15 protein-coding genes are annotated in these 16250 nt (G+C 70.9%); 7 read left to right on the top strand and 8 right to left on the bottom strand.

The window, feature by feature from the left end:
• The first annotated feature begins 94 nt into the window (after positions 1–94).
• Positions 95–1456, top strand: coding sequence for a globin domain-containing protein (locus tag OG764_RS18845; protein ID WP_328969592.1), 1362 nt, complete (start codon positions 95–97; stop codon positions 1454–1456).
• 65 nt (positions 1457–1521) lie between these two features.
• Here the strand turns inward: OG764_RS18845 and OG764_RS18850 are convergent, their stop codons facing one another.
• The 4 genes from OG764_RS18850 to OG764_RS18865 all read right to left on the bottom strand — a co-directional run bounded on the left by OG764_RS18850 (position 1522) and on the right by OG764_RS18865 (position 4765).
• Positions 1522–2001 carry an NUDIX hydrolase gene (locus tag OG764_RS18850; protein WP_328969593.1) on the bottom strand — a complete coding sequence of 160 codons (480 nt, stop codon included), beginning with the start codon at positions 1999–2001 and terminating at the stop codon, positions 1522–1524.
• A gap of 77 nt (positions 2002–2078) precedes the next feature.
• The gene (locus OG764_RS18855) at positions 2079–2975 is read right to left on the bottom strand and encodes a LysR family transcriptional regulator (RefSeq protein WP_328969594.1); all 897 of its coding nucleotides are present in this window, start codon (positions 2973–2975) and stop codon (positions 2079–2081) included.
• Between the two features lie 187 nt (positions 2976–3162).
• A complete protein-coding gene (locus tag OG764_RS18860) occupies positions 3163–4311 on the bottom strand; it encodes a cystathionine gamma-lyase (protein WP_328969595.1) in 1149 nt (382 codons plus the stop codon).
• A gap of 73 nt (positions 4312–4384) precedes the next feature.
• Entirely contained in the window at positions 4385–4765 is a 381-nt protein-coding gene (locus OG764_RS18865) for a phage holin family protein (protein WP_328969596.1), read from the bottom strand.
• Positions 4766–4862: 97 nt separating this feature from the next.
• Here OG764_RS18865 and OG764_RS18870 point away from each other — a divergent pair, with 97 nt between their 5' ends.
• From OG764_RS18870 to OG764_RS18885, 4 genes are all read left to right on the top strand, one after another.
• Positions 4863–5183, top strand: coding sequence for a cupin domain-containing protein (locus tag OG764_RS18870; RefSeq protein ID WP_328969597.1), 321 nt, complete (start codon positions 4863–4865; stop codon positions 5181–5183).
• A 188-nt stretch (positions 5184–5371) separates the two neighbouring features.
• A complete protein-coding gene (locus OG764_RS18875) occupies positions 5372–5599 on the top strand; it encodes a DUF5326 family protein (RefSeq protein WP_328969598.1) in 228 nt (75 codons plus the stop codon).
• 309 nt (positions 5600–5908) lie between these two features.
• Complete coding sequence (locus tag OG764_RS18880; protein WP_328969599.1) at positions 5909–6634, top strand: IclR family transcriptional regulator; 726 nt, start codon at positions 5909–5911, stop codon at positions 6632–6634.
• A gap of 98 nt (positions 6635–6732) precedes the next feature.
• Positions 6733–7182 carry an SsgA family sporulation/cell division regulator gene (locus OG764_RS18885; protein ID WP_328969600.1) on the top strand — a complete coding sequence of 150 codons (450 nt, stop codon included), beginning with the start codon at positions 6733–6735 and terminating at the stop codon, positions 7180–7182.
• Positions 7183–7273: 91 nt separating this feature from the next.
• Here the strand turns inward: OG764_RS18885 and OG764_RS18890 are convergent, their stop codons facing one another.
• Positions 7274–8725, bottom strand: a complete 1452-nt coding sequence (locus OG764_RS18890) for a YibE/F family protein (RefSeq protein ID WP_328969601.1) — start codon at positions 8723–8725, stop codon at positions 7274–7276.
• Between the two features lie 212 nt (positions 8726–8937).
• On the opposite strand from OG764_RS18890, the gene thiC reads away from it, so the two are divergent.
• Both thiC and OG764_RS18900 read left to right on the top strand, forming a co-directional pair.
• Positions 8938–10725, top strand: coding sequence for a phosphomethylpyrimidine synthase ThiC (gene thiC, locus OG764_RS18895; RefSeq protein ID WP_328969602.1), 1788 nt, complete (start codon positions 8938–8940; stop codon positions 10723–10725).
• Positions 10726–10961: 236 nt separating this feature from the next.
• Complete coding sequence (locus OG764_RS18900; protein ID WP_328973064.1) at positions 10962–12467, top strand: VWA domain-containing protein; 1506 nt, start codon at positions 10962–10964, stop codon at positions 12465–12467.
• 72 nt (positions 12468–12539) lie between these two features.
• Here OG764_RS18900 and OG764_RS18905 read toward each other — a convergent pair whose 3' ends face one another.
• The 3 genes from OG764_RS18905 to OG764_RS18915 all read right to left on the bottom strand — a co-directional run bounded on the left by OG764_RS18905 (position 12540) and on the right by OG764_RS18915 (position 15979).
• Entirely contained in the window at positions 12540–13367 is an 828-nt protein-coding gene (locus tag OG764_RS18905) for a hypothetical protein (protein ID WP_328969603.1), read from the bottom strand.
• Positions 13368–13515: 148 nt separating this feature from the next.
• Positions 13516–14682, bottom strand: a complete 1167-nt coding sequence (locus tag OG764_RS18910; RefSeq protein WP_328969604.1) for a metallophosphoesterase — start codon at positions 14680–14682, stop codon at positions 13516–13518.
• A 184-nt stretch (positions 14683–14866) separates the two neighbouring features.
• Entirely contained in the window at positions 14867–15979 is a 1113-nt protein-coding gene (locus OG764_RS18915) for a LacI family DNA-binding transcriptional regulator (protein ID WP_328969605.1), read from the bottom strand.
• Between the last annotated feature and the right edge of the window lie 271 nt (positions 15980–16250).

A 16250-nucleotide genomic window follows, 5' to 3' on the forward strand; every position in this document is an offset into this window, starting at 1 on the left:
TCTCGCTATTCGACACATCTCTCGCTGCCGGGTGCCATGCTGCGAAAACCCGGAACCACGGATTCGAGGCCGTGGCGGGCGCCGACCGACCGAGATGCTCGAAGCGAGGCACCGCATGGACGCTCCGCCTACCAAGCCGCCCAGACGTCTGGCACAGATACGTCCGGTGGGTCCCGCAGCAGGCAGGTCCGCCGCACCGCGGGAGGCGGCGGGTACGGCTCAGCAGCCGGCACCGCCCGGCGCGCGGCCCGTGGCCGCGCCCGCCGGCGCACCGGTAGCGCCCGGAGCTCCGGGGCGTCTGGACGGCGGGCCCACCGCACCACCGCAGAGCGCCTCCGAGCCCTCTCCCGACGCGCTGCTGGTGCGTCGGACGCTGACCGAGGTCGCGCCCATCGCCGACAAGGTCACCTCGTACTTCTACGCGCTCCTGTTCACCGGGCATCCCGACCTGCGGCAGATGTTCCCGGCGGCGATGGACGTCCAGCGGGACCGCCTCCTGAAGGCGCTGCTGACCGCCGCCGAGCACATCGACAACCCGCAGGTGCTGGCGCCGTACCTGCGCAGGCTGGGCAGCGGGCACCGCAAGTACGGCACCCGCCCCGAGCACTACCCCGCGGTCGGCGAGGCCCTGATCGGGTCGCTGTCCCGTTACGCCACGCAGACCTGGGGGCCGGAGGCCGAGGCCGCGTGGGTCCGGGCGTACACGGCGATCTCGCAGATCATGATCGACGCGGCCGCGGAGCACGAGCAGGTCGCGCCCGCCTGGTGGCAGGCGGAGGTGGTCTCGCACGACCTGCGCACCCCGGACATCGCGGTGATCACCGTCCGCCCCGACCAGCCGTACCCGTTCCTGGCCGGCCAGTACACGAGCCTGGAGACGCCGTGGTGGCCGCGGGTGTGGCGGCACTACTCCTTCGCCTCCGCGCCCCGCGCCGACGGGTTGTTGTCCTTCCACGTCAAGGCCGTTCCGGCGGGCTGGGTGTCCAATGCCCTGGTCCGGCACGCCCGGCCCGGTGACGTGCTGCGGCTGGGTCCGCCGGCCGGCTCGATGGTGGTGGACCACAGCACGGAGAACGGGATGCTGTGCCTCGGCGGCGGTACCGGCATCGCGCCGATCAAGGCGCTCATCGAGGACGTCGCGGAGCACGGGGAGCGGCGGCCGGTGGAGGTGTTCTACGGGGCGCGCACCGATGTCGACCTGTACGACATCGACACCCTGCTGGGCCTGCAGAAGTCGCATTCCTGGCTGTCGGTGCGCCCGGTGGTCTCCGAGGGCCTCACCGGGCAGCTGCCGCAGGCCGTGGGGGAGCACGGGCCGTGGAATTCGTACGACGCGTACATCTCGGGTCCGCCCGGGCTGATCCGCAGCGGGGTGGACGCGCTGAAACGGATCGGCATCCCGGGGGAGCGGATCCGGCACGACGCGGTGGAGGAGCTGGTGGGCGCCGCGAGCTGAGGGCGCGGGGCCCGCGTGCCGGGTCCCGCCGGGCCCGGGGGTCCGGCGGGGCGCAGGCCGCGAGGTCAGCCCAGGTCGGGCGCGTGCATCGCGCGGACGCCTTCGATGTTGCCGTCGAGGTAGTGGCGCAGGGAGAGCGGGACGAGGTGCACGGCGGCGATGCCGACCCGGCTGAAGGGCACCCGGACGATCTCGTATTCGCCTTCGGGCTGGTCCACTTCGGGGCCGTGCCGCAGTGCGGTGTCCATGGATTCGAGGCGGCAGACGAAGAAGTGCTGCACCTTCACGCCGGTCACGCCGCCTTCGGCGATGTGCTCGACGGTGTCGACGAAGCAGGGCACGACATCGGTGATCTTCGCGCCGAGTTCCTCGTGCACCTCGCGGTGCAGGGCGTCGACGACGGTGGCGTCTTCCGGTTCGACTCCCCCGCCGGGGGTGAGCCAGTACGGGTCGACGCCGGGCTTGGTCCGTTTGATGAGGATGAGGTCTTCACCGTCGAGCAGGATGGCGCGGGCGGTGCGCTTGACCACAGGACGTTCGGTCATGGGAGAAGAGTGGCCCAGTACAGGGGTTCTGAAACTCTCCGGGCGCATCCGTGTGGGCGGCCGGTCGTCCGGCCGGCTCACCAGTGGGCGGCCGCCCGCAGCAGCAGAGCGTGGGCCGGTGCCAGGTGGGGATGGGCCAGCGTGCCGGCCCGCGCGGCCAGGAAGTACGAGCGCAGCGGCGGGACCGGCGGGTCCAGCAGCGCCACCACCCGGCCCGTCCGCAGGGCCTCCTCGCACAGGTACCGGGGGAGTACGGCGAGTCCGCCGCCCGCCGCCGTGTACTCCAGGACCGCTCGCAGGTCGGGCACGACGGCCGAGGCGGTGACCACCGGCGGCGTGTCGAAGACCTCGGCCCAGTACCGGGACACCAGGGGCAGCGATTCGTGGACCTCGACCACCGGGACGCCGGCCAGGGCGTCCGGCCCGGTGTCCCGCAGCGCCGCCCGGTCGACGAGGGACGCCCAGTTGGGCGCCGCGACCAGGACGTGTTCCTCGTCGCACAGCACCTCCGTGGAGAACAGGCCGCCGCGCGGCCGGGCCGTCGTGACGACCAGGTCGTGGTGTCCGGCGGCCAGGCCCGCCAGCGCGTCCTGCGCGTCGCCGGGCAGTGCGGTGCGCAGCATCTGTCCGCGGGCGATCAGCGGGGTCAGGGCGGGCAGGACGCGCAGGGTGAGGAATTCGGGCGGTCCGGCCAGGTGGAGGGTGCGTAAGCCGGCGTCCGGGTCCCACTCGGTCTCGGTGATCTCCAGGAGGGCGTCGAGGTGGGGTGCGGCCTTGTGGGCGAGTTCGTCGCCGACGGCGGTCGGTGTGACGCCGCGGGCGCGCCGGACGAACAGCGGGCGGCCCAGTCGGCGTTCCAGGGTGCGGATCTGCGAGGTGACCGCGGGCTGGGAGAGTCCGAGGAGGGCTGCGGCGCGGGTGAAGGAGCCCGCGCGGTGTACGGCGACGAAGGTGCGCAGCAGGGCCAGGTCCACGGCTGCCCCCTCGGCAGGTCTCGTCCGGGTCCCCACTATAAATATGTCGATAGGTCTCTGTCGTTAGCGTGATTGGACTCTGACGCAGAGTCAACTAGCCTTGTCTGTGTGGTTCTTCGCGCGTGGAACCCGGGACGGTCCGAGCCATGAGGGGGGAGGCTCGGACCGTCCGTTGTGCGTAGGGCGTCTACGCAGGCGGGCTTGCGGCGAGGTCGAGGGCGCGTAGCACGTCCGTGACCAGGTCTTCGGTGTCCTCGGCGCCGGCGGAGAAGCGGATGAAGCCTTCCGGTACGGCGTCCCCGCCCCACCGGCCGCGCCGCTCGGCGGTGGACCGTACGCTTCCGAAGCTCGTGGCGTCCTCGACGAGCCGCAGCGCGGCGAGAAAGCGCTCGGCGTGGGCGCGGTCGGGGAGCGTGAAGGACACCACGCTGCCGTACGAGGCCATCTGGCGGGTGGCCGTCTTGTGCGCGGGGTCCGTGGGGAGGCCCGGGTGGCGCAGGCCGGTCACGTCGGTGCGGCCGGCCAGGGCCTGGGCGACGGCGAGGGCGTTGCCGCATTGGCGCTGTGCGCGCAGGTGGAGGGTGGCCAGCGAGCGGTGGGCGAGCCAGGCTTCCATCGGGCCGGGGATGGCCCCGACGATCTTGCGCCAGTTCCGGACGCGCGCGGCGAGTTCCGGGGTCCGGCACACGACGTATCCGAGGAGCAGGTCGCCGTGTCCGGTGAGTCCCTTGGTGCCGCTGGCCACGGAGAAGTCCGCGCCGAGTTCCAGCGGGCGCTGGCCGAGGGGGGTGGCGAGGGTGTTGTCCACGGCGACCAGGGCTCCGGCCCGGTGCGCGGCCTCGGCCAGGGCGCGGATGTCGCAGACGTCGAGCCCGGGGTTGGAGGGGCTCTCGATCCACAGCAGCCGTGCCCCGTCGAGGTGGGCCAGCTGGGCCTCGCCGGCGGTGGGCGCGGTGCGGACCTCGACGCCGTACTCCTCCAGTTGGGTGCGCACGAGCGGCAGGGCCTGGTAGCCGTCGTCGGGGAGGACGACCGTGTCGCCGGTGCGGGCGTGGGCGAGGAGGACGGCGCTGACGGCGGCCATGCCGGAGGCGAAGACGACGGTTTCGGCGCCGTCCAGGCCGGGGGCCTCCAGCTCGCCGATGGCCCGTTCCAGCAGGGTCCAGGTCGGGTTGGTGTCGCGGCCGTAGGTGTACGGGCCTTCGACGTCGCCGGGCAGGTGGAAGTGCGCGGCGAACACCGGGCCGGGCAGAGTGGGTTCGTTCTTGACGGGTTCGGGCAGGCCGGCGCGTACGGCGCGGGTGCCGTCTCCGTAGGACGGTGCGGGATCGTTCATCGCGGGTCCTCCCCCGGTACGCCGACGAAGCTGACGAAGCCGTCGAAGCGGCCGCGGTGGGCAGGGCGGTCGCTCACCTGTTGTCCGGCAGGACGAGGTTCAGGGCCCAGGAGACGATGCTGATGATCAGGCCGCCGAGGACCGCCCACCAGAAGCCGTCCACGTGGAAGCTGAGGTCGAACTGCTCGGCCAGCCAGGAGGTCAGCATCAGCATCAGGGCGTTCACGACGAGCGTGAACAGGCCGAGGGTGAGGATGAACAGCGGCAGCGAGAGCAACTTCACGATCGGCTTGACGAGGAAGTTGACCAGGCCGAAGATCAGCGCGACCAGGATGAGGGTGAGGGTCCTCCTGCCGAGGCTGCTGCCGTCGTCGAGGGTGAGTCCCGCGAGCAGCCAGATCGCCACGGCAAGGGCCGCCGCATTGGCGACCGTCTTGACTACGAAATTCGTCATGTGTCTGATCGTGGCAGAGAGGATCCGCGTGTGACATCGGCAGCGCAGCGGAAACACGGAACCCGGAACACGAGTGAACGCAAGGGGCACACCAGCGATGAAGGCATTCCGACTGGACGAACTGGAGGCGGAGCGGGCCGCGAACGACGGCGCGTATCTCCAGTTCCTCAGGGAACGCAACATGTCCGTCGGCCTGTACGCGCTGGATGCCGGGCGGAGTGATCCGCAGCAGCCGCACCGCGAGGACGAGGTGTATTTCGTCGTCAGCGGGCGGGCCTCGATCACGGTCGGGGAGGAGACGACGACGGTCGCGCGCGGCAGCGTGGTGTACGTGCCGGCGGGGGTGCCGCACCGGTTCCACCACATCTCCGAGGACCTGAAGGTGCTGGTGGTCTTCTCGCCGCCGGAGGGCTCCTGACCTGCTCGGACCCGGTCCGTCCCTGAGGGTCCACCGCCGTTGTCGGCCCGTTTCCCTTAGGGGTCGGATCAGGGGACTCCAAGGGATCGGGGCCGCCCGTACGGCCTCCCGCGCTCCTAGCATCGAAGCAGTAGGAGCCAGCGCGGCACGGTCCGCGAAGAGCGGGAAGAGCGGAAGAGGTAGAGCACATGGACGGGTTCCGAGAGACTTTGGCCGGTATGCCCGGTTGGGTAAAGTGGGTCGCCATTCCGCTGATTGCCCTTTTCGTGTTCGGCGGAGTGATCGGCTCGATCCTCTCTTCGCTGATCGGTTTCGCCTTCAATGTGCTGCTGTTCGCGGCTCTCGTCGGCGGGCTGGTCTTCCTCGTGAAGGCGTTTGGCGGAGCGAAGCCGAAGGCCGGGCGAAGCGACTGGTAGGAGCCTTGGGTAACGGTCGGTCCCCCGTTACGCCGATTAACCCGGCCGGGGGATCGATGGGGCCTAAACCCCCCTCATGCCAGGAATCGGCGGATAGAGTGGCAATCTGTGTCGTTTCCTGGGTGCCGCAGCCGATCGCACTGCTCTGACCTGCGGTCATATCGGCACCGCGGCGCATCGACCCCCAGGGAACGCGGCAGCTGCGGGGGCGGCCCCCGCGGGTGGGTCACCCCAATGGCCCGCCGCCACGCCTGGGGGTGAGCTTTGCCATCGGTTCACAACGCCGCTGTTCCGACCCTGATCGGTTCGGTGCAGAGGGCGCTGAGGCTGCTCGAAGCGGTCGGGTCTCATGGCGACGGGGCTCCGGCGAAGCAGCTCGCGCGCGAGGCCGGGCTCCCGCTCCCCACCGCTTACCACCTGCTGCGCACCCTGACCCACGAGGGCTACCTGCGCCGGGAGGGCGGAGTGTTCGTCCTCGGTGACGCCGCCGAGCGGCTGGCGGGCGGCGGACTCCAGCAGAAACGTCGCAGCATGATCCTCGACTCGCTCGCGCACTTCCGTGACGTCATCGGCGCCCCCGTCTACTTCGCCGTCTACCGGGAGGGCGAGATCGAGGTGGTCGGGGTGTCCGACACCCCCGGCGACCCCGCCGTCGAGGAGTGGGCCGACTTCCGCGAGACCGGTCACGCGCACGCCGTCGGCCAGTGCCTGCTCGGCCAGCTCGACGAGAAGACCCGGCGCGACCACTACGCCCGCCACCCCCTCCAGGCCGTCACCCCGTACTCCGTGCGCGATGTTCGGTCCCTGGAGGACCGCATCGCCGCCCTGGAGCGGATGCAGCCGGTGGTCGAGCGCCAGGAGTACGCCCTCGGAACGGTCTGCGCGGCCATCCCGATCACGGCCGGCGACGCCGCCGCGACCATGGCGATTTCTCTCCCTCTGCACCAGCAGGACCGATTGCTCTGTGTGGTTGATCGGCTACGGAGTGAAGTAGGCGCGCTGTTGAGTACCCTCTCGTTCTCTATCAGTATCTGAAAACTCACTCCTTGTGATCTCTTGCCGCTTCCACCACTCTTGTCAAGAGGGCCCTGGGGGATCATTCCTGGCCACTTCCACTTACAGCGGGGTAGGCAATGCGCGAGTCGGTACAGGCAGAGGTCATGATGAGCTTCCTCGTCTCTGAGGAGCTCTCGTTCCGGATCCCGGTGGAACTCCGGTACGACGCTCGTGACCCCTACGCAATCCGCTTGACCTTCCACCTCCCCGGCGACATGCCCGTGACCTGGGCGTTCGGCCGGGAACTCCTTCTCGACGGCATCAACAAGCCGTGCGGTGACGGTGATGTGCACATCGCCCCCACCGATCCGGAGGAGCTGTCCGACGTCCACATCCGGCTCCAGGTCGGCAGCGACCGGGCCCTGTTCCGTGCCAGTGCGGCTCCACTGGTGGCGTTCCTCGACCGGACCGACCGGCTCGTGCCGCTCGGCCAGGAGCGCAACCTCGGCGACTTCGAGCAGCATCTCGACGACGCACTCGACAAGATCCTGGCCGAGACCAGGCAGAACGAGCAGAACGCGGGCTGACCCCGGCCCGACCCCGGCCCGCGGACCACCCCCCGGACCCGGCGCACCCGCGGACCCCGACCACCCCACCACAGGACCCGACCCAGACGAGTCAGTGCTTGCGGCGCCGTCCCCGGCCGCCGCGGACCGGTCCGGCCGGCCCGGCTCCCGGGGACCCCGGCCGGTCGGCGGAGACCACCAGCGCGGCCAGCGCCGTCGTCACCGGAACCGACGCCACCAGGCCGATCGACCCCACCAGGGTCCGTACGATCTCCACGGCGACCAGCTCGCTGGTGGCCACCGAGCCCATGCTGCTCTGTGCGATCGAGAACAGCAGCAACAGCGGGAGCGCCGCGCCCGCGTACGCCAGGACCAGGGTGTTCACCACCGACGCGATGTGATCCCGGCCGATCCTGATGGCCGCGCGGTACACCGCCCGCGGCCCCATCGACGGGTCCGCCTGGTGGAGTTCCCACACCGCCGACGTCTGGGTGACCGTCACATCGTCGAGCACACCCAGCGATCCGATGATCACACCTGCAAGCAGCAGGCCGCTCATGTCGATCCCCGGGTACAGCCCGTGGATCAACCCGGTGTTGTCGTCCGTGTTCCCGCTCAGGAACGCCCAGTCGATGAACAGCGATCCGAGCACCCCGATCAGCAGCAGCGACACCAGGGTGCCCAGCACCGCGACCGACGTACGCGCCGACAACCCGTGACACATGTACAGGCCGATCAGCATGATGGCGCTGGCCCCGACCACCGCCACCACCAGCGGGTTCGAGCCCTGCAGGATCGCCGGCAGGATGAACAGCGTCAGGACCCCGAAGCTCACCACCAGCGCGATCAGCGCGAACAGCCCCCGCAGCCGGCCGACCGCGACGACCGCCAGCGCGAAGATCCCGGCCAGCACGGCCATCGGAAGTTTGCGGTTGAGATCGATGACGGAGTACTGGAGGTCCCGGGGCGCGTCCGGCGCGTACGCGAGGACGACTTCCTGACCCTGCTTCAACTGCCGCGGTGCGCCCGGCTGGACGATCTCCACGAAGGTGCGGCCGCGGTCCCGGCCGGAGGTGACCTCGACGGTCGCCTTCCCGCACAGGTCCTGCTGCGAGGGGTTCGTCTTGCCCCCCTCGGGGCTGGACGGGTCGGCGGGCGGAGGCGTCTGGGCCGCGTTGACGCTCTTGCAGTCGACCATGTCCAGCCGCGCCACCCGGCCCTGCTGGGTCTGCCGGTCGAAGCCGATACCGGTGCGCTCGTGGCCCGGCGCGCCGCCCGGCCACAGCACCACCAGTCCGACGACGACGGCGGTCGCGAACGGGATCAGCACCGCGGCGATCACCTTGCGCAGGTGCTTGGAGACGGGCGCGGCCGGGCCGTGGCCGTGTGAGTGCCCGTGACCGTGCCCCGGCTCGCTGCCGTGCCCGTGGCCGCCACCGTGCCCGTGGCCGGAGTCGCCCCCGTGCCCGTGGCCCGGGTCGCGGCCGTGTCCGTGGCCCGGCTCTCCGCCGTGCCCATGGCTGTGACCGGAGGGTTCTGTGGGGGGCTGCGGCGAGGTCGTCACTGCCTGATCATCGCAAGAGATGAGGGGGCCCACTGTTCAGCACGCCACAGATGACGCTAGCGTGGGGGCACCTTTGCACAACGCGGGAGCTCGGAGCACCGGGCTGAGAGGGCGCTGATCACCGTACGCGCGTCGAGAGACGGGTACGGGAAGAGGCTGCGTCGACCGCCGAACCTGTTACCGGGTAATGCCGGCGTAGGGAGATAGGTCTCATGACCATTCAGGACGCACGCACGCCTGCCGTCAGCCAGAACAGCGACGGCGGGGACGAGCGCAAGCCGGGCTGGCACAAGGGGTACGTCACGGGCTCCCGCCCCGACATCCAGGTGCCGGTCCGCCAGGTGCACCTCACCAACGGCCAGGACGTCACGCTGTACGACACCTCCGGCCCGTACACCGACCCGCAGATCGACACCGACGTACGGCGCGGCCTCGCCCCGCTGCGGGAGAACTGGATCATCGGCCGCGGCGACACCGAGGAGTACGCGGGCCGGCCCGTGCGTCCCGAGGACGACGGCATCAAGCACACCTCGCCGCGCGGTGGCCTCAAGAACCTCGACGCGGTCTTCCCCGGCCGCCCCCGCCAGCCCCGCCGCGGCCGCGACGGCCAGGCCGTCACCCAGCTCGCGTACGCCCGCCGCGGCGAGATCACCCCGGAGATGGAGTACGTCGCGATCCGCGAGAACGTCTCCCCCGAGGTCGTCCGCGAGGAGATCGCCGCAGGTCGCGCGGTGCTCCCGGCGAACGTGAACCACCCGGAGATCGAGCCGATGATCATCGGCAAGAAGTTCCTGGTGAAGGTCAACGCCAACATCGGCAACTCCGCGGTCACCTCCTCCATCGAGGAGGAGGTGGACAAGATGACCTGGGCGACCAAGTGGGGCGCCGACACGGTCATGGACCTCTCCACCGGCCGCAACATCCACACCACCCGCGAGTGGGTGCTGCGCAACTCCCCCGTCCCGATCGGCACCGTGCCGCTGTACCAGGCGCTGGAGAAGGTCGACGGCCGCGCCGAGGACCTGACCTGGGAGATCTACAAGGACACGGTCATCGAGCAGGCCGAGCAGGGCGTCGACTACATGACGGTCCACGCCGGCGTGCTGCTCCCGTACGTCCCGCTGACCGCGCGCCGCAAGACCGGCATCGTCTCCCGCGGCGGCTCGATCATGGCCGCGTGGTGCCTCGCGCACCACAAGGAGAACTTCCTCTACACGAACTTCGAGGAGCTCTGCGAGATCCTCGCGGCGTACGACGTCACCTACTCGCTGGGCGACGGCCTGCGCCCCGGCTCGATCGCGGACGCCAACGACGCCGCGCAGTTCGCCGAGCTGAAGACCCTGGGCGAGCTGAACACGATCGCCAAGCGGCACAACGTCCAGACCATGATCGAAGGCCCCGGGCACGTCCCGATGCACAAGATCAAGGAGAACATCGACCTCCAGCAGGAGATCTGCGAAGAGGCGCCGTTCTACACGCTCGGACCGCTGACCACCGACGTCGCGCCCGCGTACGACCACATCACCTCGGGCATCGGCGCCGCGATGATCGCCTGGTGGGGCACGGCGATGCTCTGCTACGTGACGCCCAAGGAGCACCTGGGCCTGCCCAACCGCGACGACGTGAAGACCGGTGTCATCACGTACAAGATCGCGGCCCACGCGGCGGACCTGGCCAAGGGCCACCCGGGCGCGCAGGAGTGGGACGACGCGCTGTCCGACGCGCGCTTCGAATTCCGCTGGGAGGACCAGTTCAACCTGGCCCTCGACCCGGACACGGCCCGTGAGTTCCACGACGAGACGCTGCCCGCCGAGCCGGCCAAGACCGCGCACTTCTGCTCCATGTGCGGCCCGAAGTTCTGCTCGATGAAGATCTCGCAGGACATCCGCCGTGAGCACGGCGGCGACCTGAAGGCCGACGAGATCCAGGCCGGCATGGCGGAGAAGTCCGCCGAGTTCGCGGCCGCGGGCAACCGCGTGTACCTGCCGCTGGCCGACTGACAAACGGTCGAACCGACTACCTGTGGCGCGGCGGATCCGTGGATCCGCGGCTCCACAGATCCGCGCCGAAGGCCCGAGGGGGGACCTGAGGCAGCCCGAGGGGGGGGGACCCGAGGGCGGGGGAGGCGCTGCCCGGAACCATTGGTTCCGGGCAGCGCCTGTTTCCGGCCGATGCCCACGGACCCTGGCCGGGCGGGGAGTCGGCTCGGCAGACTGAGGACGTGACTGCGACTGCCATGTCCAAAGGGGCCAACCTGCCCGTCGCCGCTCCCGTCGTGCGCGCCGAGCTGAGCTGGGCGGACCGGCCGGGGGTACCCGACTCGGACGCGTCGGCGCTGCTGCTCACCGCCGCCGGGCGGGTGCGCGACGACGGCGACTTCGTCTTCTACAACCAGCCCGAGCACGCGTCGGGCGCGGTGCGGCACCTGGGCAAGCGGCGGGGGCCGGGGGTCTGGACCGACACCGTCGAGGTGGCCCTGGCCCGCCTGGAGCCCGCCGTCGAACGGGTCCTGCTCTGCGCGTCGGCCGACGGCGGCACCTTCGGGCAGGTGCCGGGGCTGACCCTGCGGCTGCTCGACGCGGCGACGGGAGCCGAGCTGGCGCTGTTCGCGATGGCGGCCGGCACGGAGACGGCGATCATCGGCGGGGAGCTGTACCGGCGGGCCGGGCAGTGGAAGTTCCGGGCGGTCGGGCAGGGGTACGCGGCCGGACTCGCCGGACTGGCCACGGATTTCGGCATCACGGTCGACGACCCGCCGCCCGCCGCCCCGGCTCCCCCGCCCGCGCCGCCCCCGCCGCCCGCTCCGCCCGTCCGTACGGCCCCGCCCGCACCGGCACGTACGTCCCGGCCGCCCGTACGCCCGCCCGCGCCGGTCCGTACGGCTCCGCCCGCACCCGTACGCCCGCCCGCCCCGGCGCCCGTACCGGTCCGGGCGCCCGTACCCGTACCGGCGCCGGCCCCCGAACCGGCGCGGCCGCGGCTCACGAAGGGGGAGGAGCGGCTTCCGGTCGAGATGCGCAAGCGCCTGTCCCTGCGCAAGGAGCAGGTCGCGGTGAGCCTGAGCAAGCACGGGGCGAGCGGGGTCCGGGCCCGGGTGGTGCTCATCCTGGACGCCTCCGGATCCATGGCCTCGCTGTACGCGAAGGGCGTCGTGTCCGACGTGGTCGAGCGGATGGCCGCGGTGGCCGCGCAACTGGACGACGACGGCGAGATGCAGGCGTGGACCTTCGCCTCGAACCCGGCCCGGCTGCCGGACCTGCGGCTGGGCGAACTCCCGGAGTGGCTCCGGCTGCACGTGCGGATCGGCGAGTTCACCGTATTCGGGCGGCGCAAACCTCCCCGTGGCCTCCAGCCGGGACAGGTGGACATGCGGACCGTAGGCATCCAGAACGAGGAGCAGAAGGTCATCCGGCAGGTGCGCGAGTTCGTCCGCGCGCATCCGGCCGCCGATCCGACCCTGGTGCTGTTCTTCTCCGACGGTGGCGTCTACCGCAACGCGGAGATCGAGCGGGAGCTGCGCGAGGCGGTGGAGGAGCCGGTCTTCTGGCAGTTCGTCGGTCTCGGCCGGGCCAACTACGGCGTGCTGGAACGCTTCGACACGATGCCCGGGCGGCGGGTGGACAATGTGGGCTTCTTCGCGGTGGACGACATCGCCACGGTCCCCGATCCGGACCTCTACGACCGGCTGCTCTCCGAGTTCCCGTCGTGGATCCGCGACGCCCGCCGGGCCGGCATCTTCTGACCCGGCCACGGGAAGGCGGGGGCCGTCCGGCTCGGCAGGCTCCGGTCCCGGTCCCCTCAGTCCCCGCCCCCGTCAGTCCCCGTCCCCCTCGGTCCGGGCCGGCCGGGCGCCGGGCCCGCCGAAGTCCGGGCTGGTGAAGTCGGGGCCGCTGTACCCCGGCCGGGTGGAGGTCCCGGACGTGCCCGGGCTGGTGAAGTCCGGCCGGTCGTAGCCCAGGTGGGGGATCCGGCCGCGCGGCCGGTGCGGGGTGCGCGCCGCGGGATCCGCGCTCGGGTCGGCCAGCGCGTCCTGGAGGAACGGCATGATGCCGCGTTCCAGCAGGGCGTGCCGCCAGGCCTCGCGGGCCCGCGAGACCTCGTCGGGTACGGCTTCCTGCGCGTCGGCCACGACCTCGGTGGAGCTGTTGCGCACGGCGGTCACGAGGAGGCCGATCGCGGCGCACAGGATGGCCGCGGCGGTCAGCGCGCCGAAGAGCCAGCCGACGGTGAGCATGGTGTTCGCGAAGGCGGGCTCCGGGTCGAGCATCTTCAGGCAGTAGCCCACCAGGAGGAAGATCACCATGGCGGTGCCGGCCAGGACCGGCGCGAGGACCGCCACGACGGCGCTCGCTCCGGCGCCCGCGCCTGCCGGGCCGTCGGGTTCCCCGCCCACGGGAGTCGACGCGACCTCGTCGCGCAGTTCTTCTCGTACTTTCACATAATGCTCGTACTCGGCGGCTGCCGCGGTGGTGAGCAGAGCGCTGGCATTCATTGCCATGGTGCGCAGTTGTTCGGTGTTGAGCCGCTCGCCGACCGCGGACAGTTCCGGTCGCTCGTGCGCGGTGCGCAATGCCTCGTCGAGAAGGCGTCCGAACTCCGGCCGGTCCTCGTTCAGCAGGTGCGGAGCGCTGGTCATGTGCATCCCCCGATACTCCGTCGGGCCGGTATGCCCGCGTAGTTCCGGACAAACGGCGGAAACGGAGGAGAGCCTGCTACGGATAAAGCGATGGTAGAGCGCCCACGCCATACGGTGACAGGGGCTTTCCTGAAATACCCCGGACGGTGAACGCTCAGTCGCTCAGCGGCAGTTGCACGACGAGGAGTTTTCCGGCCATCGTGACCCCGCCGTCCATGGCGATGGCCAGGCCGTCGGCGTACACGTGCGGGCCTTCGACCACCGGGCCGCCTTCGCCGTCCGAGTCCTCGGTGCCGACCTCGCCGAGCAGGTACGGGATGGGGCTGTGGCCGTGGACCACGCGCTGCCCGCCGTATGTGTCGAGCAGTTCGCGGACCGCCGCCGGACCGGACTCCTCGTCGCGGAAGGCGAAGCGGCGGGTGAACTTCCGGAACAGGTCCCAGGTTTCGTCGGCGTCGTTGAGGTTGAGCAGCTCGTGGATCTTGTCGTTGACGTCTTCGATGGAGCTGCCGTAGTCGAGGTAGGCGGTGGTGTCGGAGTGCAGGAGCAGGTGCCCGTCCTCCAGCACGGCCGCGTCCAGGCGGGACATCCACTGGAGGTGGACGTCCTGGAGGCGTTCCATGTCGGTGCGCTGGCCGCCGTTGAGGAGCCAGGCGGCCTGGAAGGTGGCGGTGCCGGCGCCGGACGCGACGGGAGTGTCGCCGAAGCGCTTGGCGCCGATCAGCAGCAGCTCGTGGTTGCCCATGAGGGCCTTGCAGTAGCCGCCGGAGGCGGCGGCCTCGGCGGACAGCCGCATGACGAGGTCGATGACGCCGATGCCGTCGGGGCCGCGGTCGGTGAAGTCGCCGAGGAACCAGAGCCGGGCGTTGCCCGCGGACCAGTTGCCGTCGGCGTCGATGAGGCCCTGCGCGTGCAGTTCGGTGACGAGCTCGTCGAGGTAGCCGTGGACGTCGCCGACGACGTAGAGCGGGCCGAGGCCGGAGCCGGGCCGCTCTTCGGGCACGTAGGTGACCTGGACGGTGTCCCCGGCCCGCGCCCCTATGACGGGCAGGTCGCGCTGCGTCGGGGTGTAGCCGTCGTAGCCCTCGGCCTCTTCCTCGTACGGGGCGGGCTCCGGGTACGGCGCGGATTCCGCGGTCTCCGCGTACGGAACCGGCTTCGCGTAGGGGGCCGGCTCCGGGTACGGCGCCGGTTCCTCGTACGGGACGGGTTGCCCGTACGACACGGGTTCCGCGTACGGAACGGGAGCGGTTCCGGGGACGCGGAAGTCCCGCAGCGTCTCCGTCCGCACCACGGGTCCCTGACCGGCCCCCTGAGTCATCGACCCCTCCACCACCGTCGCGCTGCCGCACATCCGCGGACCCTCCTGGCCGGAGGGTCCGTGATGTCGTGCGCCCATCATAGGAATGCGGCTCGCGCTCTGTGACGCACCAGGGGTGGTGAATCCTGGACGGACCCGAGCCGCACAGGCCTGTTCTTGGCCTTTTATCCCGAATTGTTCGTTCTCAGTCCTTCGACGGTGAGCGTGGCGGGCTGACCGTGGTGCGGGGCTGCCTGCGCTGCGAGGAGGTCCGGACGATGAGTTCCGTCGGTATCACCTGCTCGACCGGCCGCCCGGTGTCCACTCCTTCGATGGCGTCGATGAGGAGTTGGACGACGGCCGTGCCGATCCGCCGGGGCTTGAGGGAGAGCGTGGTGATGGGGGGCTCGGTGGTGGCGTAGACGGTGGATTCGCTGCAGCAGACGAGCAGCAGGTCGTCCGGGACGCGCAGCCCGTAGCGCCGGGCGGCGGCGAGCAGATCGGTGCCGTTGGGGTCGAAGAGGCCGTAGACGGCGTCGGGGCGGTCGGGGCGGGCGAGCAGCCGGTCGGCCGCGACCGCTCCGGCGCACGGGTCGTGGGCGGGGTAGGACTCGTAGACCGGGTCCTGGCCCACGCGGTCGCACCAGTTGAGGTAGGCGGTGGTGGAGAGCCGGGTGTAGGTGTCGGTGGTGGTGCCGGTGAGCAGGCCGATCCGGCGGGCGCCGGCGGAGGCCAGGTGGTCGAGCAGATCGAGGACGGCGGCCTCGTGGTCGTTGTCGACCCAGGCGGTGACCGGCAGGGATCCTGCCGGCCGGCCGTCGGAGACGACGGGCAGGCCCTGGCGGACCAGCTCGGTGACGACGGGGTCGTGGTCGGAGGGGTCGATGACGACGGTGCCGTCCAGCGCGACGTTCGACCAGACGTCGTGTCGCGAGGTGGCGGGGAGGATGACGAGGGCATAGCCGCGGGCGAGCGCGGCGGAGGTGGCGGCTCGGGCCATCTCGGCGAAGTACGCGAATTCGGTGAAGGTGAAAGGTTCATCCCCGTACGTGGTCACGGTCAGGCCGATGAGGCCCGATTTGCCGGTACGGAGGGTTCGGGCCGCGGCGGAGGGGCGGTAACCCAGCCGGTCGGCCACCTCTCGGACGTGGCGGCGGGTGGCGTCCGGCAGCCTGCCCTTGCCATTGAGCGCGTCCGACACGGTTGTGATGGAGACGCCGGCCGCTGCCGCGACGTCCCTGATGCCCGCCCGTCCTTGCCGGCCGGCCCGCCGGGGGGTCTCCGTCCGGCTCACCTGATGCTTCCCTGCTGCTGTCATGGCGAGCCGATAGTAGGGCGCTGAAGGCCGGCTGGGCCGAATGCATATGCAGTCGTTGACAGGCACGTTTCTGCACGGTTCGCCACCCCCAATGACCTTGAAAACAAAGGTGATTTGGGGTGCAGGGGCCTGGGTGCCGCTTGTCGATCGGTACGGGCATGCCAAGGTGGTGATGTCTCGAAGTGGTCTCAACTCACCTTTACGGGGGACGCGCGCCACGGCGCGAGCCACCAGCGCATGCATATATGCATGCGCCCCCCACTTTCCTTCG

It is taken from the genome of Streptomyces sp. NBC_00239, from assembly GCF_036194065.1.
GTDB lineage: Bacteria > Actinomycetota > Actinomycetes > Streptomycetales > Streptomycetaceae > Streptomyces.